The organism is Paenibacillus tyrphae, from assembly GCF_027925525.1.
Lineage (GTDB): Bacteria > Bacillota > Bacilli > Paenibacillales > NBRC-103111 > Paenibacillus_G > Paenibacillus_G tyrfis_B.
On record NZ_BSDJ01000028.1, the window covers coordinates 32254 to 54356 of the forward strand.

The following is a 22103-nucleotide window of genomic DNA, read 5'->3' on the forward strand; positions in this document are numbered from 1 at the left end:
AAACCAAAATGCCGCGGCCCCATTTTTTGGTTGAATTTTAGGTCTCGGATATGATTAAATGGAGACTGTAGATCTATAGACTGGAGGGACTGCGAATGAGACCTTTGCAGATTTCACCTGAGACGGCGCAGAAACTCGCGAAGGAATTGAACGTTCCGATCGAACACCTGATGCATATGCCTCAGCACATTCTTCTGCAAAAGCTGGCCGAGCTTGCCGGGAAGACGAAGGACAATTCCACGGCTCCGGCTCCGGATAAAGATTCCAGCGTTTCCGGCCAGGAGTAAACCTATGATTCCATTTGAAAATACATGGCCCTATGAACGGATCGGACAAGACGTGTATGTGCACAGCTGCCCCTTTTGCCACGCTGCCAATGTTTTGCTGCCGCTCAAACTTAAAGACCTCTCGGAACTTCGCGAAGGCGTCAAAAAACTGCTCGTCTTCCCCTGCTGCCGAAATAAAGAGACTCTGGTCGATGCCGACCAAGATTATTTGCTTGCGGGCCGTCCGCTGCGCCGATACGGCAAAGAGTAAGCGTTCCCGCCTTCCCAGGAGACATCTTCATGGATTTCTTTGCGCTTACGCATGCTTGTACCTTGATAGCGCTCAGCTATATGGCACTTAAGATACGCAATTGGCTGGTTATCGAACGCTTACAAGCAATAGCCGTGCCTGTGCTGACGGGAGCCGCCAGCATCGTGATGATGCTCTTGTCCTTGCCGGGGGACTCCCTGTTTAGCGACTTGAAATTCGCGCCGATCGTCATGGCGGGCCTGCGGTTCGGCTGGGTCTCCTCTCTGCTGTCCACCTTGCTTCCTGCGGGGTACATGCTGCTGGAGCACAAGCCGGACTGGGGGATTGAAGCCGTTCAATCCCTTCTGCTGCCCGCCATCATCAGCTCGCTGTTTCATCGGAAAGAATACGATTCCGGTTATTTTTTCATCCGGCTGACCGACGGGTGGAGCGTCTGCGCGATTCTTACCGTAGTACGCGTGGTTTCGCATGTCCAGTTGGAGACTACCCAGACCTCGGTGTTTTGGCTGTCGCAGCTGCTGATGCTCGTCTACTCGGGGCTGGCGATCATGGCCCTGATCTATATGTTCAACGACGAGAACAAAATCTGGATCATGCAGCGGAAGCTGGAGCTCGAAGCGAAGCAGGACAACCTGACCCGGCTGCCGAATCTGCGCGGCTTTATGGATATCGCCAAGCGGACCGTCCGCAGCCGGCGCATCGCGATCATGATGATCGATATCGACAATTTCAAACGGTACAACGACACGTTCGGACACCTGCACGGAGATCAGCTTCTTCGGGAAGCCGGACAGCTGCTGAAAACGGCCGTCCACGAGCAGGATTACATCGCCAGATACGGCGGAGAAGAATTCATTATTTTAAGCCACATGACGGATGAAGCCCAGCTGTCACACTATGCGGACTGGCTGCGCCACAACATTGAAGAGTACCGCTTTTACGGGGATTCCGTGGCCGGAACGACGATTTCGATCGGCATCTCCATCTCCCGCATGCCGGGAGACGAGCTCCGCCGGCTTATTGCCGAAGCGGATGAGGCGCTGTACGTCTCCAAGCAATCGGGCAAAAACCGCTATACGTTCTATCGGGCGGATCAAACACAAACACAGCAAAAAAACGCTTGAAGCGTTCTCGGATCGATGCCGGGAAGCTTGAAGCGTTTTTGAGTTGAAGGCATCAGGTCAATTCCTGGGCCTCGGGTTCGAGCACAACCGAATCCGCATGCATATCCTCACGGGTCACGGCCCATTGCTCGCGGCATGCCCGAATCATGCCGGCATCCATGATGCGCTTGTCGTTAATGACGCGCGAGAACCATTTGACCGCTTGGTTATACTGCTTCAGCCGGCGGCTGAGCTCCCCCATCAGGTACATGAGACGGGCATTGTTCATCTCCGCCGCTTCCGTCTCGAATGCCCGCGTATACTCATCCAGCGCATGCTGCAAAAACCGGGCTTCCTGCTCCTTGTCGTTCCGGTAGCGGTAAAGCCAGGCGATATGGTGCAGCATCCCGGCGGTAATGCGCCCTTTATCGTTGACCGTCTGGGCCGTAACGAGCGCAAGCTTGTAGGCGTAAAGCGCATCCTCCCACGTCCGCTCGCCCCCGTAGTCCTTGTACGTCCAATGGTCGGCGACTTTTTCGCGGAATGCCGTTTTTTGTGCGGGCGTTAGCCGGTCCTTGGAATTCTCCGTCCCCGCAAACCCGCAGTGGGGGCAGATGCGTACGACATAATAGTCTGGGTTAATGTCCTTATAATGAACGCAGAAATCGGTGTCGGTGCCGGACGCCTTCTTGAAGCTCGGGCGGACGCGGGACGTTTGAAATACGGCGTCGCAGTGATGACATCTGACGCTGACTTGAAATAAAGGTTCGACCACGGAACACACTTCCTCAGCTTCGTTTTCTGGTTTCGATAAGCTTCGTTAGCTATTGCTATGGCTGTTGACAAAATGATACGCCGGGCCCTTCAGCCGCTCCAGTACGGCAAGCCGAAGCTCTCGTTCCATCCCCGTTTCTTCCAGTGCCTCCGCCATACAGCCGAGCCAGGCGTCCGCACGCTCCGGCGTGATCGGAAACGGCAAATGCCGCGCACGCATCATCGGGTGCCCGTACTGCCCGGAATACAGCGGCGGTCCGCCGAAAAATTGCGTCAAGAACAAGTACTGCTTTTCCATGACCGGCGTAATGTCTTCCGGGAACAGGGGCCCCAGCAGCGGATGCGCCTGCACCTTCGGGTAGAACGCCTCCACAATGCTGCGGATGGCCGCCTCCCCGCCGATCGCTTCGTAAAACGTCATCTCCCGTTCTTCCCGGGTCATGCGGTTCATCTCCCAACGAAAAAAGATGCTAAGCTGCCTTGCACCTTAGCATCGTTATTTTGTAAAACGCTTTATACATCCTCTTCGCCCGACGTCATCAACGTCTCCCTAATGACATACACAAAAGCGCATACGAGAATTCCAGCAATGATACCCATCATCTGAAATCACTCCCATTCTCATATTGGTACTATTGTACCATACATAGCTCGAAAATTCAGCCTTTTTCTGACGGTCCGGCAACTTTTTCGTCTCTATGCCGGCACGCCCGGGAGGCATGTCTCCCCGCAGCGGCTCATATATCAGAATGACAGGCCTTTCTCGAAAGGAAGTGGTACCTTTGCTTGGCAAACGAATATCCGTCCATATCGCTGCATCGCTCGCCGTCCTGCTGGCCTGCTTGATGCTCGCTTTCCCCGCCGAGGCGTTTCACGCCTCGCTAAAAGGATTGTCTATCTGGTGGGACGTGCTGTTTCCGGCGCTGTTCCCGTTCTTTGTTATCGCCGAAATCATGCTCGGGCTGGGTATCGTGCATTTTTTCGGCATGCTGCTCGATCCGATGATGCGGCCGGTATTCCGCATTCCCGGCATCGGAGGCTTCGTTATGGCTATGGGCTTCGCCTCCGGCTATCCGATTGGCGCGCGCCTGACGTCGCAGCTATGGACGCAGCGGCTCGTCAACCGGGAAGAGGGCGAGCGGCTGGTCGCTTTCACGACATCGTCCGACCCGATCTTTCTGATCGGCGCCGTAGCCGTCGGTTTTTTCCACGATGCCGCGCTTGCGGGCGTGCTCGCCGCGGCGCATTACGGCTCGGCTCTGCTGATCGGCCTCCTGATGCGGTTTCACGGCAGGCCCGGGAAGCAAGTCGACGACTACCGCCAACCGGCGTTCACGTCTCTCCTGGAAGCCTCCCCCGGCCAGCCGCTGTGGCGCCGCGCTTTCGAAGCCATGCACCATGCCCGGATGAACGACGGCCGGACGCTGGGCACGATGCTGCACCAAGCGCTCGCCTCGGCGCTGCAGATGATATTCGTGATCGGCGGGCTCGTCGTGTTCTTCTCCGTCGTCATGGAAGTAATGGCTTCCGCAAAGGTGATGAGCTTGTTCTATGCGGTCATCGAATCGGTGCTGGGCATCTTCGGACTGCCGCTCCCGCTCGCCGAAGCGGTAGCGAGCGGCTTCTTCGAAGTGACGCTCGGGGCCAAAGCCGCGGGTGCGGCAGCCGGCGTCCCGCTGGTGTATCAGGTGGCGATCGCCGCCTGGGTGCTGTCCTGGGGGGGCCTTTCGGTGCATGCGCAGATCATCAGCCTGCTGCACCATACGAACCTGCGCTACGCGCCGTTCGTCGCGGCCCGGTTCGTCCACGGCCTGCTGGCAGTCGGGCTTGTCATCGCTTTGTGGCGGCCGCTTGCCCCTTATCATGCCGCGCTTGCCGCCTTTTTCCCCGTGCCGGATATGAACCGCCCGCTGGAGACGCTGGCGCAGCATACGCTTCCGGCGGCCGGGCTTACGTTTGCCGCGGTGCTGGGCGCATCGCTGCTCCTATCCTTCTGCTTTCTTATAGGGAAAAGATGTATGAAGCGGATTCGATCATAAGATACTACTAGGAGCCAACAGAAGCGTAACCGGTTCCTTCTGCTTCCGCAGTCGAAGAACCAAATTCAGGGTCGAGGTGAAACGATGTATACGATGTTCCATCGAAGAGATTTGGCGCTGCCGCCTGCGATCGGGCGATTGACCGAGCTTGCTTTCAACCTGTGGTTCAGCTGGAACGACGGGGCCAAGGAGCTGTTCGCGGCTATCGAGCCGAAGCTGTGGGATCAGTTTCGGCACAATCCCGTACGTTTATTGACGGAAACGGATGCGGCCGTGCTGAAGGAACGGTCGGAGGACGAAGCCTTCCTGCAGCGATACCGTGACGTCATGGCCGAGTGGGACGCGTACCGCGAGGCGGAAACGTGGTTTCAGAAGGAATACCCGCAGCACGTCCGCCAGGCAATCGCTTACTTCTCGGCGGAATTCGGCTTTCATGAATCGCTTCCGATTTACTCGGGAGGGCTTGGCGTTCTGGCGGGGGACCACTGCAAATCGGCCAGCGACTTGGGCGTACCGCTGGTCGGTATAGGATTGCTTTACAAGAAAGGCTACTTCGATCAAAAGCTGGATACGGAGGGAGGGCAGCTGGCCGAAAATATCGCCTACGACTTCAACAAGCTGCCGATCGTCCCCGCCTATGTTCCGGTGCTGGAAGGCCAAGAGCCCGCCGAAGGTCAAGGGGACGGCGCACCTCCGCTGCGGGAGTTGACCGTTGACGTGCCGCTGGCCGACCGGACCGTCCGCTTGAAGGTATGGCAGGTGCAGGTCGGCCGCGTGCCGGTCTATTTGCTCGATGCCGATCTGGAGGAAAACAGCCCCTGGGACCGCGAGCTGACAGCTCAGTTATACGGCGGGAATCAGGATATCCGGATTGCGCAGGAGGTGCTGCTCGGCGTCGGCGGCGTCAAAGCGCTTCGGGCGCTCGGGATTCCGACCGGCACGTTCCATATCAACGAAGGGCATGCGGCGTTTTTAACGTTCGAGCGCATCCGCGAGCAGCTCGACAAAGGCCTGCCGTTTCACGTCGCGCTGGAGGTCATCCGCGCCAGCACCGTATTTACGACGCATACGCCGGTACCGGCCGGGCACGATGCGTTCCCGCTCCCGATGTTCGAATATTATTTCAGCCGCCTGTTCGTCGATTACCCGTCCGCCCGGCGTGAATGGACCCAGCTTGGGCTCGACGAGTCGAAGCAGCTGTTCAACATGACCCACCTTGCCTTGAACACCTCCGCGCTGCGCAATGGGGTCAGCAAGCTGCACGGCCACGTGTCGCGCGAGATGTTCCGGGCTTTCCACGGCGGCATCGACGTCCCGGAGGTACCGATCGGGCACGTGACCAACGGCGTCCACCTGAGCACGTGGCTCGCCCCCGAGCTCAAGGAGCTGTTCGTCCGCTTTTTGCCGGGGACGTGGCTGAGCCATCAAGCCAATAAAGACTCGTGGAAAACCGTCGATCTGGTGCCAAGCGAATCGCTCTGGTCCGTTCATCTGGAGCTGAAGCAGCGGATGATCCGGCTCGCCCGCGCCAACTTGCGCGAGCAGCGGCGTCGCAACAGCCTGCCGGCGGATCGGATCGAGGAGGTCCGGGACTACTTGTCCCCCGACGCGCTGACCATCGGCTTCGCCCGCAGGTTCGCCACGTACAAACGGGCCAATCTGATCTTCAACGATTTGGATCGGCTGGACCGCTTGGTGAACGATCCGAACCGGCCGGTGCAGTTCGTCTTCGCGGGCAAGGCGCACCCGGCCGACCGCCCCGGGCAGGAGCTGATTCGCGAGATCTACAGGGTGTCCGAGACGGACCGGTTCCGCGGCAAAATCGTGCTGCTTGAAAATTACGACATGAACATGGCGCGCCATCTGGTGCAAGGGGTGGACGTGTGGCTCAACAACCCGCGGCGGCCGTACGAGGCGAGCGGCACCAGCGGTCAAAAAGCCGCGATGAACGGCGTCATCAACTTCAGCGTGCTGGACGGCTGGTGGGAGGAAGGCTACGACGGCGCCAACGGCTGGAGCATCGAATCGAGCGACGGGGCGGATGCCGGTACGCAGGAGCACGAGAACACCCAAGCGATCTATCGTCTGCTCGAAACGGAGATCGTGCCGCTTTATTACAATCAACGCCCGATCCCGGCCCAATGGGTCGCCCGGATGAAACGCTCGATCCGCACGCTCGCGCCGGCATACAATTCGGACCGGATGGTCATGGAGTACGTGAACGACTTTTACGTCCCCGCCCTGAAGCGGACGCAGCATTTTGTAGCCAGCCGCTATGACGAAGCGACCAAAGTCGCCGACTATAAGAGGTTTATCCGGAAAAACTGGCATCACGTCCGCGTCGCCGAACTGAACGATCCCCTGGCCCATACGAATGCAACCTCCCCCAAGGAGGTCACGGCCACGGTGAAGTTCGGACCGGTCTGGTATAAAGATACGGCGGTCGAGATTGTCTACTACGAGGAAAAGGCGGGGGGCTGGGACCCGGTGATCGTGACGATGGAGCCCGTGCGCGAGCTCGGAGACAATACCGTGCTGTACCGGGCGGTCCTTCCGCCCCATCTTCAGCACGGCCCCCATTACAGCGTGCGCGTGTATCCGGTGAGCGCAAACTTCGCCCGCCGCTTCGAGCTGCCGCTGGTTACGACCTTTTAACGGAACGCCGGGTCAAGTCTCGATCCAGCCTTTGTTTTGGGCGATCGCCACGGCGTCGATTCGGTTTTTGGCTTCGAGCTTCTGCATGATTTCCGAGATGTAGTTGCGAACCGTGCCCGGAGATAAAAACAAGGCGCCGGAAATTTCGCCCACCGTCGATCCTTGGGCCAAATGCCGCAAAATATCCTGCTCCCGCTCCGTGAGCGGGTTTTCTTGTTCCCACATCGAGTAGGCGAGCTCGGGACTGATGACCCGGCCGCCCGCATGAATGGTGCGCAGCGCGCCAGCCAGTTCGGATACGGGGGCGTCCTTCAGCAGATACCCCTGTACCCCCGCCCGGATCGCGCGTTGAAAATAGCCGGTCCGGGCAAATGTCGTCACGATGACGATCCGGCACCGGCTTCTCTCCGCTTTCAAGCGCTCGGCCACGTCGAGTCCGCTGAGCACCGGCATTTCAATGTCCATGACGCAAAGATCGGGGTCCAGGCTCAGGATAAGCCGCAGCGCCTCTTCCCCATCCCCGGCTTGACCGACGACCTCGATATCTTCTTCCATCGAGAGCAGCGTGCTCATCGCGCCCCGGAGCATGCCCTGGTCTTCCGCAATGACGATGTTCATCGATTTCCCTCCGTTTGCTGCCGTTTAACAACGTTCGGAACGGTAATAATCAACGTCGTTCCCGTCTCCTCCCGCTTGGAGAACTCCAGTGTCCCTTCAATGAGCGACAGCCTTTCCTTCATCCCCAGCATGCCGCTTCCGGCCTGTCCGAGCTCGCTTCCCGCGCCGTCGATCCCTACCCCGTCGTCGTGTACCTTGAGTACATAGGAACCGGCTTTCTCCATCAGCTCCACCTTGCAATGCTTCGCCCTGCTGTGCTTGACTACGTTGGTCACGGCTTCCCGCAAGCACATGCTTAGGATGTTCATGACGACAGGGGACGTCCGAATCCGCTTCGCATCCCCCGCCGTCTCGAAACCGATACCGGCCGAGCTCAAAATTTGCCCGGCTTGCCGAAGCTCGTCCGCAAGATGCACCGCGCGCATATCGGAGATCAGCTCCCGGACCTGCTTCAGCACGGTTCTCGACGTCGCCTGGATATCCTTCGCCTCCTGCACCGCCCTTTCGGGATCGTGCGGGATGAGCCGCTCGACCAGTTCGCCCTTCAGCGTAATCAGAGACAACGTATGGCCAAGCGTATCGTGCAGGTCTCTCGCGATTCGCTGGCGCTCCTCGTTTTTGATCAGCCGCTCAATCTCGTCGTTCGCAGACCGCAATTGCTTGCGCAGCTGTTCCGCCTTCCGGTGGGAGTTCATGGCGAAGGGCAGTATGGCAAGAATGATCAGGCTGGGAATAAAGTCGAGATGTACCGCTTCGCCCGCTTTTTGATAAAACAAATACAGCGTCAAGACGAAGGCGGCCACCATGTACGCGACGGTAAACGCCACTTTGCGGACGGTAGGGAGCATGCCGATCGCCATGATGCAGTAGAAGCCGAAATATAAAAAGGAGGGGTTATACACGTACCCCAAAATGGCGACGGAGGTAATCTGGATCAGCGCATAAACGAGACGCCCCTCCGTGTTCCAAAGCGCCTGCCGGAAGGCAAACGCCAGGATGGCTACAGCCGCATAGCCGATCCACGCTTTCTGGAAAGGCAGCTGCAGCAAGTAATATAGAGGGATCGTCATATTGATGATCCAAATGAATCCGAAATGCCTCATATTTTCCGGAAACAACCGGAATGGTAAACGCAGCTTCATTTACACCGCTTCCTGTTTTTTAGCAAGATAAGAAGATAGTATCACAAAAACAACCAAATACGCAGCCAAAACCATCAAGCTGGTCCATTCGGGCAAATGGCCGGCAATCAGCGACCAAGTCCCGTTTCCGAAATTGTAGGACGGCGTCCAAACGGCGATGGCCTTCATCAGCGGCGGCATCGCGTCGACGGGCATCCAAAGGCCGCCGATCAGCGACAACCCGATTTGCAGCAGACTGGCGATCACTTGGGCGAATTCCGCCTTTTTGACCATGCCGACGAGCGTGCCGAGCGCAAGGAACGTGAGCGAACCGATTAGCAGCCATAGGCCGCAGCCGACCCATTGCGACATGCTGAGCTGAACCCCTTTAATCAAGCCGCCCGCCAAAAACATCACTGCGATAATCGCCGCATTCACCACCGACATCGAGACGATTTTGGCGCCGACGTACGCGCCGGAAGGCAAAGGCGTTACATGCAGACAGCGCACCCAGCCTTGCGCCCGCTCCTGGGACATGCGGACTCCGAGCGTATTAATGCTGATGGACAGCAGTCCGAAGGCCGTCATCGACATGAGATAATACGTCTTCCAGGCGGTACCGCCCATATCGGCACTGCCCCCGGCGGAATTCGTAAAAATAAGATAAAACAGCATCGGAACGCCGATGGAAAATATAACGACCTTTTTGTTGCGAAGCGAGCGAAGCAGTTCTGCCTTGCATTGGTCAATGAACATATTCATATTTTATAATCCTCCTGTGCTTTCGAGTGCTTTAGACCGTTGCTTCCGATTCCGGCGAGCCGATCAGCGATTGGAATGCGTCTTCCAGCCCGCCCTTATGCGTTTCGATATCTTGAATGTCCAGATCGCTGCGGACCAAGGCGTAGAGCAAGCCGTCCGTATCTTTGCCGTACAGCTTCACGCGGCGGCCGGTCCACTGCAAGTCGGTGACGCCGGGGAGATCAAGCAGCTCGCTCGTCATAACATTCGCTCCGGCGGTGAAGGACACGTGCCGGTTGCCGGCGCTTTCCTTAATCTCGGCCAGCGTTCCGTCGGCGACGATTTTGCCCTGGTTGACGACGACGACCCGGTCAGCGATGCTGTCGGCTTCCTCCAGATAGTGGGTCGTCAAAATAATCGTCCGCCCGCTGCCGGCAAAGGAGCGGATCGTCCGCCAAAACAACTGCCGCGACGTCACGTCCATCCCCACCGTCGGTTCGTCCAGGAAAATCAATTCCGGGTCGCCGGCCATCGCCAGTGCGAAGCCCAGACGCCGCTTCTGTCCCCCGGACAGTGAAGTGGCGTACTTGCCCCGGTCGTCTTCGAGCCCGGACATTCGCAGCAGCTCTCCGGTCGATAACGGACTTGTATAGTAGCTGCGGAACAGATTGATCGTCTCCTCCACCTTCAGGCTGTCGATCACACTTACCTCCTGCAGCATCGCGCCGATCCGGTTGCGGACGGCCCGATCCCGCGGACTGCCGCCCATCAACCGTACGGTGCCTGCCGTGGGGGCGGTCAGTCCCAATACCATGTTGACGGTCGTCGATTTGCCTGCGCCGTTAGGCCCAAGCAGCGCAACGATGCTGCCTTGCTCGATATGCAGCGTCATGTCGTCCACGGCTTTTTTCTCGTGGTATTGCTTGGTTACATGTTCGAGTTCGATCGCGTGCTTCATGATTTCATCACCTTTGCTGTTCGGGTTAACTTCCTTGGTTAAATCATATAATTCCGCGGCCTGAGGCTGTAGTTATTCGTATCATCTCTTTCGGGTGATAAATATCATCTCGTGCTCGGAACGGCACAAAACAATAGAGCCTGCTCTCCGACCGAAAGCGTCAGGAGGGCAGACTCGCGCGCGCAAAGCCGGGAAGACGCTGGAACGAACCCAAACTCCGCGCTCCGGCATTGTGTTATTTTACATTATTGATTATTATGGATGTAAACGGTAATGAAAGTTTCAGAAAATCATACCGTGTGGTGATAACTGATGAACTGGACCTTGGCCTTGGCAAACGAAACAGTTGTGTTCCCCAGAAGCTGCAGTCTCATCGTGGTAGGCGAAACCAAAGAGGGCTCGCCCTTTTGCTACGAGGACAACTTTACGCTTCTCAAAGCTTCCGCGGAGGAATTGACGGTTACACTCGATGCCGCGTCGATCCATCCGCTGGAGAAGCTGCATCATGTATGCTTTATTGAATTTTCTTTCCGCGAGCAGGGCATTCTGTATTATGCTTTGGTTGATCTGCTGCATTTGGAAACGAAGCGCAATGTATGCACGTTAACCTTAACCGCGCCGCTGGAGCTGAAAGAGTCGCAGAAAAGGCGCTATCCGCGTATTGCCCTGCCTACCCGCACGCCGGTTACTTCCCGAATCGTCGGGGTACGGGAGCAAATATCGCATCAGAACGTAGCGTTTACAGGACAAATCCTGGATTTGTCCAGCGGAGGGATGGCGTTTATGACGTCGACCCGTGTGTTTTGCCCGCTCGAATTGGAATTATCTTTTGTTCTTCCCGGCATTGCCCAGAAGATTACGGTCTATGGGGAAATCGTGCGCGTGGCCCATTTCAGCAGCGATGCTTACCGGGTAGCCGTGCGGTTCCATCGTGTTCCGGACAGCACTGCCGCGCTTATGGAGGAGTATTGCTCCGCTTCGGGAGCCGACAGCTGACGAAAGCGGATAGTTATAGGAGGATAACCGGTTGAAGTACAATGTGATACACCGTGGCGATGACATCTCCATCCAATTGATGCACAGGTTTCACGAATTGATCCGTCAGTACGGGCTCATTCACGAAGAAGCGTCCCCCGATATCGTACTGTCCATTGGCGGCGACGGGACGCTGCTTCATGCGTTTCATCAATATAAGGACCAGCTCGATCACATTGCATTTACCGGGATTCACACCGGAAGACTCGGTTTTTATGCCGACTGGAAGCCGGATGAGGTCGAGCTGCTTGCCCAGTTGATGGGCGAGAGCGCCAATCAAAACGACCTGCGCGCCGTCAAATATCCTTTGGTCGAGATCCAGATCACGACTCCCCAAGGGATTGAAACGGAGCTTGCGCTGAACGAATTTACGCTGAAAGGCGTCGATGCCACGCTGGTTGCCCAGCTGCATATTAACGACGAGCTGCTTGAGACGTTCCGTGGCGACGGCATCTGCATCTCCACGCCGTCGGGAAGTACCGCCTACAACAAAAGCTTGGGCGGCGCCATCGTGCATCCGTCGCTCGATGCCATTCAGATTGCGGAGATCGCTTCGATCAACAACCGCGTATTCCGTACGCTCGGTTCGCCGATCTTGCTGCCGAAGCACCACCACTGCGACATTTATCCGCGCGCGAACCAAAATATTTTGCTGTCGCTCGATCACTTGTACATGCAGCGCAACGATATCATCTCAATCCGCAGCTTGGTCGCCGCCGGCAAAAAGGTCAAGTTCGCCCGCTTCCGCCCGTTTCCGTTCTGGAGCCGCGTGCGCGAAGCGTTCATCGGCTATGACATGGTCTGATCATGCTGCAATGGGCTGGCGTAAAAAGACCCGATGCCTCGTCCTCCCAGTACTTTTGCAGGGGGACGAAGCAACGGGTCTTTATTTGTCGTTACGCCTCTACGCGAGACGATTCCGGCTTGGGTTTCGGCGGATTTTGGGAGGGCTGTCCGCCTTTCGGCTTGGACGCGTGCCCCTGCTGCCTGTTCTGGCCTTGGCCTTGATGCCGCCCCCCTGATCTTCCCTCGCCCTGCCGCGCAGAACCGTGCTGCGATTTGGACTGGTTTTGGCCGCCGGACTGCTGGCCTTGTCCATGGCGGGAACCGTACGTCTTGCCGGACGGGTTGTAGCGTTGATGCTGTGGCGTGCGGGGGGCCGCAGCAGCGGCCGTATCCTCATGCCGGTGTACAGAGGCTTCGGCCGTTACAGCGGGCTGTGCGCCTTGTTCCGTCCCTGCGCCTGCCTCGGCTGCCGGACTGTCCTCATAGAAGTCCCCCGGCGACCCGGTCGGTTCCACTCCGCTCTTGTTCGGCACCTTCTCAATGATGAAATAGGCGCAGCCAAAATTACAGTACTCGTTCAAATAATCCTGAAGCGTGGAGATCATGCTGTCCTTCGTTGCTTTCGGATGGTTGTCCTTAAAAAAACCGCGCAGCCGGAGCTGGCTGTAGCCCCAGTCGCCTACAATATAATCGTACCGCTCCAGCACTTCGCTGTACCGGTCGCGGAACGCCTCGAAACGCCAGCCGTTCTTATGGTCAACGACTACTTCGTACGTTTTTCCCGCAATATGAATCACCGTGTCACCTCCCCGAGTTTACGACTGCTTCGCCGATTGGACCTGTTCATGCGCATGATACGAGCTGCGAACGAGCGGACCGGATTCCACGTGGCTGAACCCGCGTTTCAAGCCCTCCTGCTTCAGCTCCGCGAATTGCTCCGGCGTGTAGTACTTGGACACCGGCAAATGCTTGAGCGAAGGCTGCAAGTATTGGCCGATCGTCATAATGGAGCAATCGACGGCGCGCAAGTCGTCCATCGTCTGTAAAATTTCGTCCCACGTCTCTCCTACGCCGAGCATGATGCTCGATTTTGTCGGTATCGAAGGAGCAATCCGCTTGGAGCGCTCAAGCAGTTCCAGCGAACGGCGGTATTTGGCCTTGGCCCGCACCTTGTCGGACAGCCGTTCCACCGTTTCCACGTTGTGGTTCAAAATATCGGGCTTCGCTTCCAGCACGGTGCGGAGCGCCTCCTCGTCCCCTTGAAAATCGGGAATGAGCACTTCGACCCCGGCCAGTGGCAGGCGCCCCCGGATCGCCCGGATCGTTGCGGCGAACACCGAAGCCCCGCCGTCCTTCAGGTCGTCACGCGCAACGGATGTCACGACGACATGGCGCAAGCCCATCTGCTCCGACGCCTCCGCGACGCGCTCCGGCTCCTGCAGATCCAGCTCCGTCGGCATCCCGGTGTTGACGGCGCAGAATCGGCATGCACGCGTACAGATGTCGCCCAAAATCATAAAGGTAGCGGTCCGGGCCGCCCAGCACTCATGGATGTTCGGGCATTTCGCTTCCTCGCATACCGTGTGCAGCGTTTTGCCGCGCATCATGTTTTTCAGCTCTTTGTAGTTGTCCCCCGTCGTCAGCTTGATTTTCAGCCATTCGGGCTTGCGTTCTATTTGATGAGTCGCCATGGATGCACTCCTGTTCCGCAGCAAGCTTTTCTTGCGCTTGGATTTGAAGCTATTATAACACGAATAGGCTAACAATCCACTTTCGAAATTACTTTGGGAGTTGAAATATGGTACACTGAAGTAAGGTTTTTGGGAGCGGGAGGTTCGAGCATTCACGATGATGAACATCGACAACATACTGAAACTGGTACAATCCGGCGATCTGGACATCGCCGAAGCCAAACGGCTGCTGGAGGAAGGGCTATCCGGGGCGCATACCGCCCCGGCCGGTCGGCTAGAAACGGCCGTACAGGCCGGAAGAACGCCGGAGCAGCCGGCAATCGATAAAACGGTAAAAGAGGCCTCCGGGGAAACGCCGATGCGCCGCACGGCGTCCTTCCTGTCGCTTTCGGAGGAAGCCGTCGACGACAGTCTAGGCTACGCGCAGCTTGATCTGAGCCGTCCGGCACGGACCGGCTTCCCCGAGGTCGTCTACGGGGAAAGCAAATCGGCGGAGCAAATCGCCGCGATCTTCGAGCGGCTGGCCGCCCATACGGACCGCGTGCTGGCGACGCGCGTCGACGCGGATAAAGCCGCCTATGTCATGCAGCGCATCCCGGGCGTGAAGCATCACCCCGAGGCGCGGGCGCTGACTTGGCTGCGGAGCGGCGAAGCCGTACCGGACGGCGGCAGCTACATCGCCGTCGTCTGCGCGGGCACGTCGGACGTGCCCGTGGCGGAGGAAGCCGCCGTGACGGCCGAGTGCCTGGGCTCCCGCGTGGAGCGCGTCTACGACGTCGGCGTGGCCGGCATTCACCGGCTGTTCCGCCGGCTGCCGGTTATCCGCGAAGCGAGCGCAGTCGTGGTCGTCGCCGGGATGGAAGGGGCGCTCGCCAGCGTCTTAGGCGGCCTGGTGGCCGTGCCGGTCATTGCGGTGCCGACAAGCATCGGCTACGGCGCCAGCTTTCAAGGCGTCGCCGCGCTGCTATCCATGCTCAACGCCTGTGCGCCCGGCATTTCCGTCGTCAACATCGACAACGGCTTCGGCGCCGGATATAACGCCGCATTAATCCACCAAAACGGGACAAAGAGGGATGAAAATTGAAAATCTTGTATTTGGACTGCTTCTCCGGAATCAGCGGCGACATGACGCTGGGCGCGCTTGTCGACGCCGGCGCGGACCGTCACTATATTGAAGAGGAACTTCGCAAAATTCAGATCGAACCGTTCACGCTGGAATGGAGACGCGTGAACAAGCGCGGCATATCCGCGCTGAAGCTCGACGTCGTGCTTGATCCGCATACGCCGCCGGCGCACCACCGCCATTACTCGGAAATCGTGGAGATGATTCATCGTGCCGGCTTCAACGAGCGCGTCATCAAGCTGAGCCTCGCGATTTTTGAGAAGATCGGGGTAGCGGAAGCTAAAATACATAACATCCCGATCGAGCGCGTTCATTTTCATGAAGTAGGCGCGATCGATTCGATCGTCGATGTGATCGGGGTAGCTTTGGCTATCGATTCGCTGGAGATCGAGAAAATTTTGTCCTCCGCCGTACCTCTCGGTTCCGGAACGGTACATTGCGATCATGGCATTTATCCGGTGCCGGCCCCAGCGACGCTGGAAATGATGAAAGGGCTGCCCATCGCGCCGACCTCGTACTCGCTGGAGATGACGACGCCGACAGGCGCGGGCATCGTCTCCGGACTCGTCGACGAATTCGCCAAGGGCCTTCCACCGATGATCGTGGAGTCAATCGGCTACGGGGCCGGAACGCGCGATTTGCCAAACCAGCCTAACGTGCTGCGCGTCGTCGTCGGGCAGGCCGATCCCTATTTGAACAAGTGGCAGGTGCACCACGAAGAGTTCTCGCACGAGCACGTGCACGGACATCATCAGCCGGAGCACCATCATCACGAACACTCGCACGAACACGGCCATGACCACCATCATCACGGGCATTCGCACGAAAACGACCATGAGCACCACCATCACGGGCATTCGCACGAACATGGCCATGAGCACGGGCACGAAAAACATAGCCATGACGATCACTCGCACGATGAGGAGAATCCTCACGTTCACCACAAGCATGACAATGACGGTCCGGATGATACTTGCATACGGCAATAGGTAAAACGAGCGGTCTCTTCCTCAGGGAAAAGGCCGCTTTTTCGTTCTCTACTTCTACTACGGTAAAACGACCAACGGACGGCTTCCGCCAGCAGATACTACGTAAGGTCTGCTACGGCAGAGTCGTCCGTTGGCTTGTTTAAGCGCGGCCGCGCTCCATAAACCGCCGCCGAACCTCGTCATACACTTGCTTGAGCGGCACGCCGTGCGTTTTGGCCGCCTGCTCGCATTCCTTAAACTCCGGGGCGAACTGGACGAGCTCTCCCTGATGGAATCCCGCTTTTACCTGAATCGGCCCCCAGGGCGTATCGACCCTGTGAAACTCTCTTCCCAGGCGGTGGCAAGAGGCCCGCAAATAACGCAAGCCAAGCGTCGTTGTTTCCCGGAAAATGACGTCCTCCATTCGCTTCGCGCCGGCATCGTCGGTCAGTACGTTCAGCATGACGCCGGGACGTCCTTTTTTCATTATGATCGGAATCCAGTATACGTCGTTGGCCCCCTGCTCCAGCAGCAGGTCGGTCACGTACGAACAATATTCCGGATTCATGTCGTCGATATTAGCCTGCAAAATAAGCATGCGGTCATCTACATGCTCTTCCCGGTGATCAAACGGCATCCGGCATCCCCCCATGCCTTCATCATATCAAACCGGACAAGGGATAAAAAGGCAGCGCCCTGCACATGCTACAGTTAAATGAAACCAGTGTATCGATACCCGAACGAAGGAGGCAGCTATACGGTATGGCGGCATCCCACGCACGATTGTTAACCGCAGCGGCTCTGTGTGCCGCTCTGCTCATTGGTCCGGTATGGGGGAGCCTGGAAAACCGGGGGTTCGCCTATGCTCCCGCAGCCAAGACTCCTGCATTCCCGAAAGCAAGCAAGACGGTGAATGGAATGAAAGCCGTGTTGGCCGAGCGCAAGGATCTGTTCGACAAAGTCAGTGCGGTTACCGGCATTCCTTGGTATTATTTGGCCGCAGTCGATCAATACGAACGGACGATCAACCTGGCCAAAAAGCGCCCGGCCCCTGACGGACTAGTCGCCATTTATTTTACCGATCTGCAGTGGGGCGGCATGCTCAACCCCGACCACGAGGACAAAAATGTAAAGAGCATTCAATGGTTCGGAGGAATCGGCAAAGACGGCTCCGGAGATGGCTTGGCGGACCGGATGAACGATATTGACCGGCTGTATGCCATGGCTGCCAACATGCTTAAAAAAGGGAGCGCCGAGGAAGACCTCCGTATCGGACTCTGGGACTATTACCAAAATACCCGAAGCGTCGAGCGGATTCAGCAATTCGCCCGAATCTACGCCCATTTCGATACGCTCGACTTGTACGAGCACTGCTTCGTGATGCCGCTTGGTGCCGATTATTCCTACCGCAGCACATGGGGGGCCAGCCGCGGCTGGGGCGGATACCGCATTCATGAAGGAACCGACATCTTCGCCGGCTACGGCGTTCCGGTGCGCAGCGCCACGTACGGCATCATCGAAGTGATGGGCTGGAATCCGTACGGCGGCTGGCGCATCGGGATTCGCGATTTAAACAACGTGTATCACTATTACGCACACTTGTCCGGCTTTAATAAAAAAGAAGTGCAGCAGGGCAGTATCGTGAAGCCCGGCCAAGTGGTCGGTTGGGTCGGCAGCTCCGGCTATGGGAAGCCCGGCACGTCCGGGAAGTTTCCGCCCCATCTGCATTACGGGTTATACCGGGACAACGGGCTGACGGAATGGTCCTTCGACCCGTACCCCCATTTGCGCAAATGGGAGCGGGAAGAGCGTATGCGGCGCAAGACAACTACCCCGTGACGGAGCTTCCTTCTGCCTAAGAGGGGATACATTTGCAAATGATCCGGTGCGTAAACGCGGAAGCTTCCGTGAATCCCGTACCGGATTTATTTTGCTTTCGGCTCAACGGACGACTCCTTGCTTCGCGCCTCCGATGCGTCGGGCTTTGCTGCCGGAACGTTTACATTCGGGAGCGAGATCCCCGGGGGCAGCGGCCCCGACTGGCCTACCGGATTACCCCGGCCGTCGAAATAATAGGTAGGCACATCTCCGACCACCAGTGAATAGGATACGGGCAGCTCCGTTTCCATCACTTCGGGCGCGGAATCAAATGGAATAATGACCGTCATTTCGACCGTCACATGAACGTATACCTCCACCAAAATCATATTGATGCCGGCGCTCTGATAGCGCGTATTCAGCTCGACCTTGGCCGTGCCCGCAGGTACGAGCCGGATCGGAATGTTCGGCCCGAACGAAGCGAGGAGCGGCGAATGCATCGCCTGACCGAGCGGGATATGCTCCGGGACGGAGCCTACGGCTTCGAGCTGCTTGGTGACAATATTGACCGTATCGGCGGTAATCCGGCTGTGCTCCGCATAATTCAGCATGAAGCCCGTAATTTTGCCGCTGTTGTCGGTACGCCAATCGATCAGCTTCTCGAAATTGGTGTTCTGTGCCATCCGGTCCGCGATCGCCGAATTGATCGCTTCCGTCGCGATCTGCTTCACGCGCACCCGCGCCAAATGCACCAGCGGTTCCTTTAAATTTCGCTCAACGTACAAATAAGCCTGCATGCAGAGAAGCAGCAGAACGACCAGCACAATCAACAGTGTGCGCTTCAGCTTGCTTTTGCCCGAGGGACTGCTTCTCCATCTGCGCCTCAGCACCGCGGCTCCCCCTTCCCCGGCCTGTACGGCCTGTCTGTTACAGTCTATGCGGACCGGCCGGGAAAAAGACGGAGCGGATGGAAACGAACGGCGCGGCTTTCAGGCTGAAGCAAAAAAAACGCCTTTCGCAAAGAAAGGCGGTTGGACATGGAGCCTCGCGGCTTTACGGCTTGATGCGGAGCAGCCGCATGCCGTTGGCAATGACGATAAGCGAGCTGCCCGTGTCGGCGAGCACCGCCAACCAGAGCGTCGAAGCTCCGAAGAAGATGAGAGCGAGAAAGACCGCCTTCACAAGCAGGGAAAAGGCGATATTTTGCTTAATGATCCGCAGTGCACGACGGCTTAGCTGTACTGTGTACGCCAGTTTGGACAGATCGTCTGCCATCAGGGCGACATCGGCCGTTTCAAGCGCCGTGTCGGTGCCGGCCGCCCCCATTGCGATGCCTACGGTAGCCGTGGCCAGCGCAGGCGCGTCGTTGACGCCGTCCCCCACCATCGCGACATGCCCGTGCTCGTTCATCAGCTCGCGGACGGCGGTTACTTTGTCCTGCGGCAGCAGCTCGGCGCGGTAGGCGATCCCGCCCAGCTTGGAGGCGGTCGCCTCTGCCGTTCCCCGGTTGTCGCCGGTCAGCATCACCGCTTGACGGATGCCCGCGGCGCGAAGCTGCTCTAACGCCGTACGGCTGTTCGGACGAAGCTCGTCGGAGGCCGCAAATACGGCCCAGGGCTCCTTCGCGGTGCCCAGCACCATGACGGTGTTTCCTTGGCTTTCCAGCCGCTCCAGCTCCCCTTGCAGCGATTCCAGGGAAATCCCCAGCTCTTGGACGAACCACCGGGGGCTCCCGATAAAGAATAAGCTGCCGCCCACTTGAGCTTTGGCCCCCCGTCCGGGCACGGCGGCAAACTCCGCGATGTCCGCAAGCGGCACGCCCTCCCGCTTCGCTTTCCTGACGATGGCCTCGCCGACAGGATGCCCTGACCGGGCCTCGATCCCTCCTGCGATCGTCAGCACCTCTTCCGCGGTTCTTCCTCCCAGCGGAATGCATTCCGTTACTTCGGGCACGCCTGCCGTCAACGTGCCGGTCTTGTCGAAGGCGACAGCCTCTACAGCGCCGAGTCGTTCCAAATACGCGCCGCCCTTGATCAATACGCCGTGTCTTGCCGCGTTGCCGATCGCCGATACGATGCTGACGGGCGTAGAAATGACCAAGGCGCAAGGGCAAGACACGACGAGCATCATCAGCGCGCGGTAAAACCACGGCTCGAACGGCTGGCCGAAGGCCAGCGTGGGAATCACCGCAATCCCAAGCGCAATAAGGAGCACAGCAGGGGTATAGTACTTTGCAAAGGCGTCGATGAACCGCTGCGACGGCGCTTTCTGCGCCTGAGCGTCCTCGACCATACGGATGATGCGGGACAGCGTGTTGTCTTCCACGCGCCGGGTTACCCGGATTTCCAGCGCCCCTTCCCCGTTGATCGTGCCGGCGAACGCTTCGCTGCCCGTTTCCTTGAGCACCGGAACGGATTCGCCCGTAATCGGAGCTTGATTCACCGACGAAGTTCCTTGAACGACCATCCCGTCCATGGCGATTTTTTCGCCGGGCTTTACGAGCAGAATGTCCCCGACTTCGATCTGCCCCGTCGGCAGCTTCATCTCGCTGCCTTGCCTGCGGACCAGCGCCTCCTTGGGCGACAAATCCATCAATCCGCGGATCGACCTGCGGGTCCGGTCCATCGTGTAGGCTTCGAGCGTCTCGCCGAGCGAGAAAAGCACCACAACGGCGGCCCCTTCCTCCCACTGCCCGATGCAGCCGGCGCCGACCGCGGCTACGGTCATGAGCAGATCCATGCCGATCGTCCCCGACTTGAGCCCGTAGATGCCGGTACGCGCGATGCGGAATCCGCCGATCACCATGGCCGCGACATACAGCAGCGTGACGACCGACTCCGGCGCGACTTTGATTGAGGCAAGCAGCCAGGCAGCCAAAAACACCGCTCCGGACACCGCCGTCGGCACCGCTTTTTTGTTGCGTTTCCAGAACGGCTGCTCGCCGTGGGTCCCAGACAGCGTGCCGTTGTCGGCGATGGCCGTGTAGCCCGCCTGCCTTACCGTCTGCACGACAGCTTCACCGGCCGTCCCATCATGGATGACGGTCATTTTGGCGGCCCCGTAATTGACCGAAGCGATCTGAACGGTCGCCAGCGCCCCGACCCGTTTCTCCAGCTTCCGCGCGCAATCCGCGCAGTCCATTCCTTCGATGCGGTACACGCTGGATATCGCTCCGGCCGCCGCAGCTTCCGCAGCAGCCGACGCCAGGGCGGCGTTGGCCGCATCCTCCTCGTGGCTGCTTCCGCAGCCGCAAGCGCCGTGATCGTGGCTATGATTGTGGCCGTGGCTGTGGTTATGATCGTGATGATCCCCGCAGCCGCAGGCGTCATGGCTGTGGCCGTGATCGTGAGCGTCACCGTGATTGTGACTGTGATCATGACCATGCTCGTGATCGTGGCCGTGTCCGCACCCGGCATCATGCGTATGCTTAAGCTCTTGGCCGTGCCGGGGATCGCTGTTTCCATGAACGTCAGGCTTGCTGCCGTGCGGCGCTCCGGACCCGCAGCAGGATGGTTTGCCGGACATATCTCCATCTCCTCTATACAATACATGATTAATTGTTCATACGTTTATTACCATCTTATGTCATCCATTGCAGATCTGTCAACCGTCGTCCGCCCTTCTTTTTTGAAGCAGCAATGAAAAAAAAAAATAAAAAAGCAGGAGGATCTCCCCCTGCTTTAGTATGCTCACTTACCGCTAGCCGTGCTTGACGTGCTGCAGCATCTGGACAAAAATTTGCTCGATGTGCTCGTCGTCGAGCGAGTAGAATACCGTCTTCCCTACTTTGCGCCGCTTCACGATGCGTAAATTGCGCAAATAGCGAAGCTGATGCGAAATCGCCGACTGCCCCATTTCCAGAACCAAGGTCAGGTCGTGCACGCAGAGCTCTTTTTGCAGCAGCGTATATATGATCTTCACCCGTGTCGGGTCGCCCAGCGCTTTGAATACGTCCGCCAGTCCAGCCGCCGTCGCTTCCGGGATCAGACTTTCCTTCAAATCTTCAATCTGAGAGGTGCCTTCACAGGTCTCATCGCATTGATCTTGCAGCACTTTTTCCAAGACATAACACCGCCTTCATCCTAATCAAGCTTATCCGTTGTTCCCATTATAACAGAAAACCGAACGGGTTGTCG

Annotated in this window: 22 protein-coding genes; 10 read left to right on the top strand and 12 right to left on the bottom strand. The window is 58.0% G+C overall.

Translation table 11 applies throughout. The features are described from left to right. Positions 1-95: 95 nt before the first annotated feature. The 3 genes from QMG93_RS26095 to QMG93_RS26105 are packed head-to-tail and all read left to right on the top strand — an operon-like array spanning position 96 to position 1661. The gene (locus QMG93_RS26095) at positions 96-287 is read left to right on the top strand and encodes a YycC family protein (protein ID WP_281941731.1); all 192 of its coding nucleotides are present in this window, start codon (positions 96-98) and stop codon (positions 285-287) included. A 4-nt stretch (positions 288-291) separates the two neighbouring features. Beyond that, complete coding sequence (locus QMG93_RS26100) at positions 292-537, top strand: hypothetical protein (protein ID WP_036692878.1); 246 nt, start codon at positions 292-294, stop codon at positions 535-537. Positions 538-566: 29 nt separating this feature from the next. Then, positions 567-1661 carry a GGDEF domain-containing protein gene (locus tag QMG93_RS26105; protein ID WP_281941734.1) on the top strand — a complete coding sequence of 365 codons (1095 nt, stop codon included), beginning with the start codon at positions 567-569 and terminating at the stop codon, positions 1659-1661. A gap of 52 nt (positions 1662-1713) precedes the next feature. Here the strand turns inward: QMG93_RS26105 and QMG93_RS26110 are convergent, their stop codons facing one another. Further along, entirely contained in the window at positions 1714-2415 is a 702-nt protein-coding gene (locus QMG93_RS26110; RefSeq protein WP_281941736.1) for a DUF2225 domain-containing protein, read from the bottom strand. 45 nt (positions 2416-2460) lie between these two features. Next, entirely contained in the window at positions 2461-2856 is a 396-nt protein-coding gene (locus tag QMG93_RS26115) for a globin (RefSeq protein ID WP_281941738.1), read from the bottom strand. 340 nt (positions 2857-3196) lie between these two features. Between QMG93_RS26115 and ylbJ the strand changes: the two genes are divergently transcribed. Together ylbJ and glgP are read left to right on the top strand one after the other, a co-directional pair. Then, a complete protein-coding gene (gene ylbJ / locus QMG93_RS26120; protein ID WP_281941740.1) occupies positions 3197-4453 on the top strand; it encodes a sporulation integral membrane protein YlbJ in 1257 nt (418 codons plus the stop codon). A gap of 93 nt (positions 4454-4546) precedes the next feature. Continuing rightward, positions 4547-7108: an alpha-glucan family phosphorylase gene (gene glgP / locus QMG93_RS26125; RefSeq protein WP_281941742.1), complete on the top strand. Its 2562-nt coding sequence runs from the start codon at positions 4547-4549 to the stop codon at positions 7106-7108. A 12-nt stretch (positions 7109-7120) separates the two neighbouring features. Here glgP and QMG93_RS26130 read toward each other — a convergent pair whose 3' ends face one another. Genes QMG93_RS26130 through QMG93_RS26145 form a run of 4 tightly spaced genes read right to left on the bottom strand, consistent with a single transcriptional unit; the run spans position 7121 to position 10546 of the window. Then, positions 7121-7726: a response regulator transcription factor gene (locus QMG93_RS26130; RefSeq protein ID WP_281941744.1), complete on the bottom strand. Its 606-nt coding sequence runs from the start codon at positions 7724-7726 to the stop codon at positions 7121-7123. After that, positions 7723-8868, bottom strand: coding sequence for a sensor histidine kinase (locus QMG93_RS26135; RefSeq protein WP_281941746.1), 1146 nt, complete (start codon positions 8866-8868; stop codon positions 7723-7725). The genes QMG93_RS26130 and QMG93_RS26135 overlap by 4 nt, the downstream gene beginning before the upstream one ends. Further along, positions 8869-9609: an ABC transporter permease gene (locus tag QMG93_RS26140; protein WP_281941748.1), complete on the bottom strand. Its 741-nt coding sequence runs from the start codon at positions 9607-9609 to the stop codon at positions 8869-8871. It abuts the gene before it with no gap. Positions 9610-9640: 31 nt separating this feature from the next. Further along, entirely contained in the window at positions 9641-10546 is a 906-nt protein-coding gene (locus tag QMG93_RS26145; RefSeq protein ID WP_281941749.1) for an ATP-binding cassette domain-containing protein, read from the bottom strand. Between the two features lie 312 nt (positions 10547-10858). On the opposite strand from QMG93_RS26145, the gene QMG93_RS26150 reads away from it, so the two are divergent. Both QMG93_RS26150 and QMG93_RS26155 read left to right on the top strand, forming a co-directional pair. Next, on the top strand, positions 10859-11542 hold the full coding sequence (locus QMG93_RS26150; protein WP_281941751.1) for a PilZ domain-containing protein: 684 nt from the start codon (positions 10859-10861) through the stop codon (positions 11540-11542). Between the two features lie 31 nt (positions 11543-11573). Continuing rightward, on the top strand, positions 11574-12386 hold the full coding sequence (locus QMG93_RS26155; protein ID WP_010496445.1) for an NAD kinase: 813 nt from the start codon (positions 11574-11576) through the stop codon (positions 12384-12386). A gap of 91 nt (positions 12387-12477) precedes the next feature. Here the strand turns inward: QMG93_RS26155 and QMG93_RS26160 are convergent, their stop codons facing one another. Continuing rightward, the gene (locus QMG93_RS26160) at positions 12478-13164 is read right to left on the bottom strand and encodes a YutD family protein (protein ID WP_281941753.1); all 687 of its coding nucleotides are present in this window, start codon (positions 13162-13164) and stop codon (positions 12478-12480) included. An 18-nt stretch (positions 13165-13182) separates the two neighbouring features. Further along, positions 13183-14058, bottom strand: coding sequence for a lipoyl synthase (lipA, locus tag QMG93_RS26165; RefSeq protein ID WP_054974066.1), 876 nt, complete (start codon positions 14056-14058; stop codon positions 13183-13185). A 157-nt stretch (positions 14059-14215) separates the two neighbouring features. Here lipA and larB point away from each other — a divergent pair, with 157 nt between their 5' ends. Then, positions 14216-15142 carry a nickel pincer cofactor biosynthesis protein LarB gene (gene larB, locus QMG93_RS26170; protein WP_281941755.1) on the top strand — a complete coding sequence of 309 codons (927 nt, stop codon included), beginning with the start codon at positions 14216-14218 and terminating at the stop codon, positions 15140-15142. Beyond that, entirely contained in the window at positions 15139-16170 is a 1032-nt protein-coding gene (locus tag QMG93_RS26175) for a LarC family nickel insertion protein (RefSeq protein ID WP_281941757.1), read from the top strand. Before larB ends, QMG93_RS26175 begins: the two co-directional genes overlap by 4 nt. A 139-nt stretch (positions 16171-16309) precedes the next feature. Here QMG93_RS26175 and larC read toward each other — a convergent pair whose 3' ends face one another. Next, entirely contained in the window at positions 16310-16786 is a 477-nt protein-coding gene (larC, locus tag QMG93_RS26180) for a nickel insertion protein (protein ID WP_281941758.1), read from the bottom strand. A 125-nt stretch (positions 16787-16911) separates the two neighbouring features. On the opposite strand from larC, the gene QMG93_RS26185 reads away from it, so the two are divergent. After that, positions 16912-17988 (top strand): M23 family metallopeptidase, encoded by a 1077-nt coding sequence (locus QMG93_RS26185; RefSeq protein ID WP_281941760.1) that lies wholly within the window; start codon positions 16912-16914, stop codon positions 17986-17988. Positions 17989-18074: 86 nt separating this feature from the next. Here QMG93_RS26185 and yunB read toward each other — a convergent pair whose 3' ends face one another. From yunB to QMG93_RS26200, 3 genes are all read right to left on the bottom strand, one after another. Next, positions 18075-18857, bottom strand: coding sequence for a sporulation protein YunB (gene yunB / locus QMG93_RS26190; protein WP_281941762.1), 783 nt, complete (start codon positions 18855-18857; stop codon positions 18075-18077). Between the two features lie 163 nt (positions 18858-19020). Continuing rightward, positions 19021-21492 (bottom strand): heavy metal translocating P-type ATPase, encoded by a 2472-nt coding sequence (locus QMG93_RS26195; RefSeq protein ID WP_281941764.1) that lies wholly within the window; start codon positions 21490-21492, stop codon positions 19021-19023. Positions 21493-21666: 174 nt separating this feature from the next. After that, positions 21667-22029 carry an ArsR/SmtB family transcription factor gene (locus tag QMG93_RS26200; protein ID WP_054972207.1) on the bottom strand — a complete coding sequence of 121 codons (363 nt, stop codon included), beginning with the start codon at positions 22027-22029 and terminating at the stop codon, positions 21667-21669. Positions 22030-22103: the final 74 nt, after the last annotated feature.

Excerpts from the sequence above, each read along its gene's own strand:
- QMG93_RS26095 (WP_281941731.1), top strand. The coding sequence starts at position 96 with ATGAGACCTTTGCAGATTTCACCTGAGACGGCGCAGAAACTCGCGAAG.
- QMG93_RS26100 (WP_036692878.1), top strand. The coding sequence starts at position 292 with ATGATTCCATTTGAAAATACATGGCCCTATGAACGGATCGGACAAGAC.
- QMG93_RS26150 (WP_281941751.1), top strand. The coding sequence starts at position 10,859 with ATGAACTGGACCTTGGCCTTGGCAAACGAAACAGTTGTGTTCCCCAGA.
- lipA (WP_054974066.1), bottom strand. The coding sequence starts at position 14,058 with ATGGCGACTCATCAAATAGAACGCAAGCCCGAATGGCTGAAAATCAAG.
- glgP (WP_281941742.1), top strand. The coding sequence starts at position 4,547 with ATGTTCCATCGAAGAGATTTGGCGCTGCCGCCTGCGATCGGGCGATTG.
- QMG93_RS26115 (WP_281941738.1), bottom strand. The coding sequence starts at position 2,856 with ATGACCCGGGAAGAACGGGAGATGACGTTTTACGAAGCGATCGGCGGG.
- QMG93_RS26130 (WP_281941744.1), bottom strand. The coding sequence starts at position 7,726 with ATGAACATCGTCATTGCGGAAGACCAGGGCATGCTCCGGGGCGCGATG.
- QMG93_RS26105 (WP_281941734.1), top strand. The coding sequence starts at position 567 with ATGGATTTCTTTGCGCTTACGCATGCTTGTACCTTGATAGCGCTCAGC.
- QMG93_RS26145 (WP_281941749.1), bottom strand. The coding sequence starts at position 10,546 with ATGAAGCACGCGATCGAACTCGAACATGTAACCAAGCAATACCACGAG.
- QMG93_RS26140 (WP_281941748.1), bottom strand. The coding sequence starts at position 9,609 with ATGAATATGTTCATTGACCAATGCAAGGCAGAACTGCTTCGCTCGCTT.
- QMG93_RS26135 (WP_281941746.1), bottom strand. The coding sequence starts at position 8,868 with ATGAAGCTGCGTTTACCATTCCGGTTGTTTCCGGAAAATATGAGGCAT.
- larB (WP_281941755.1), top strand. The coding sequence starts at position 14,216 with ATGATGAACATCGACAACATACTGAAACTGGTACAATCCGGCGATCTG.
- larC (WP_281941758.1), bottom strand. The coding sequence starts at position 16,786 with ATGCCGTTTGATCACCGGGAAGAGCATGTAGATGACCGCATGCTTATT.
- QMG93_RS26195 (WP_281941764.1), bottom strand. The coding sequence starts at position 21,492 with ATGTCCGGCAAACCATCCTGCTGCGGGTCCGGAGCGCCGCACGGCAGC.
- QMG93_RS26185 (WP_281941760.1), top strand. The coding sequence starts at position 16,912 with ATGGCGGCATCCCACGCACGATTGTTAACCGCAGCGGCTCTGTGTGCC.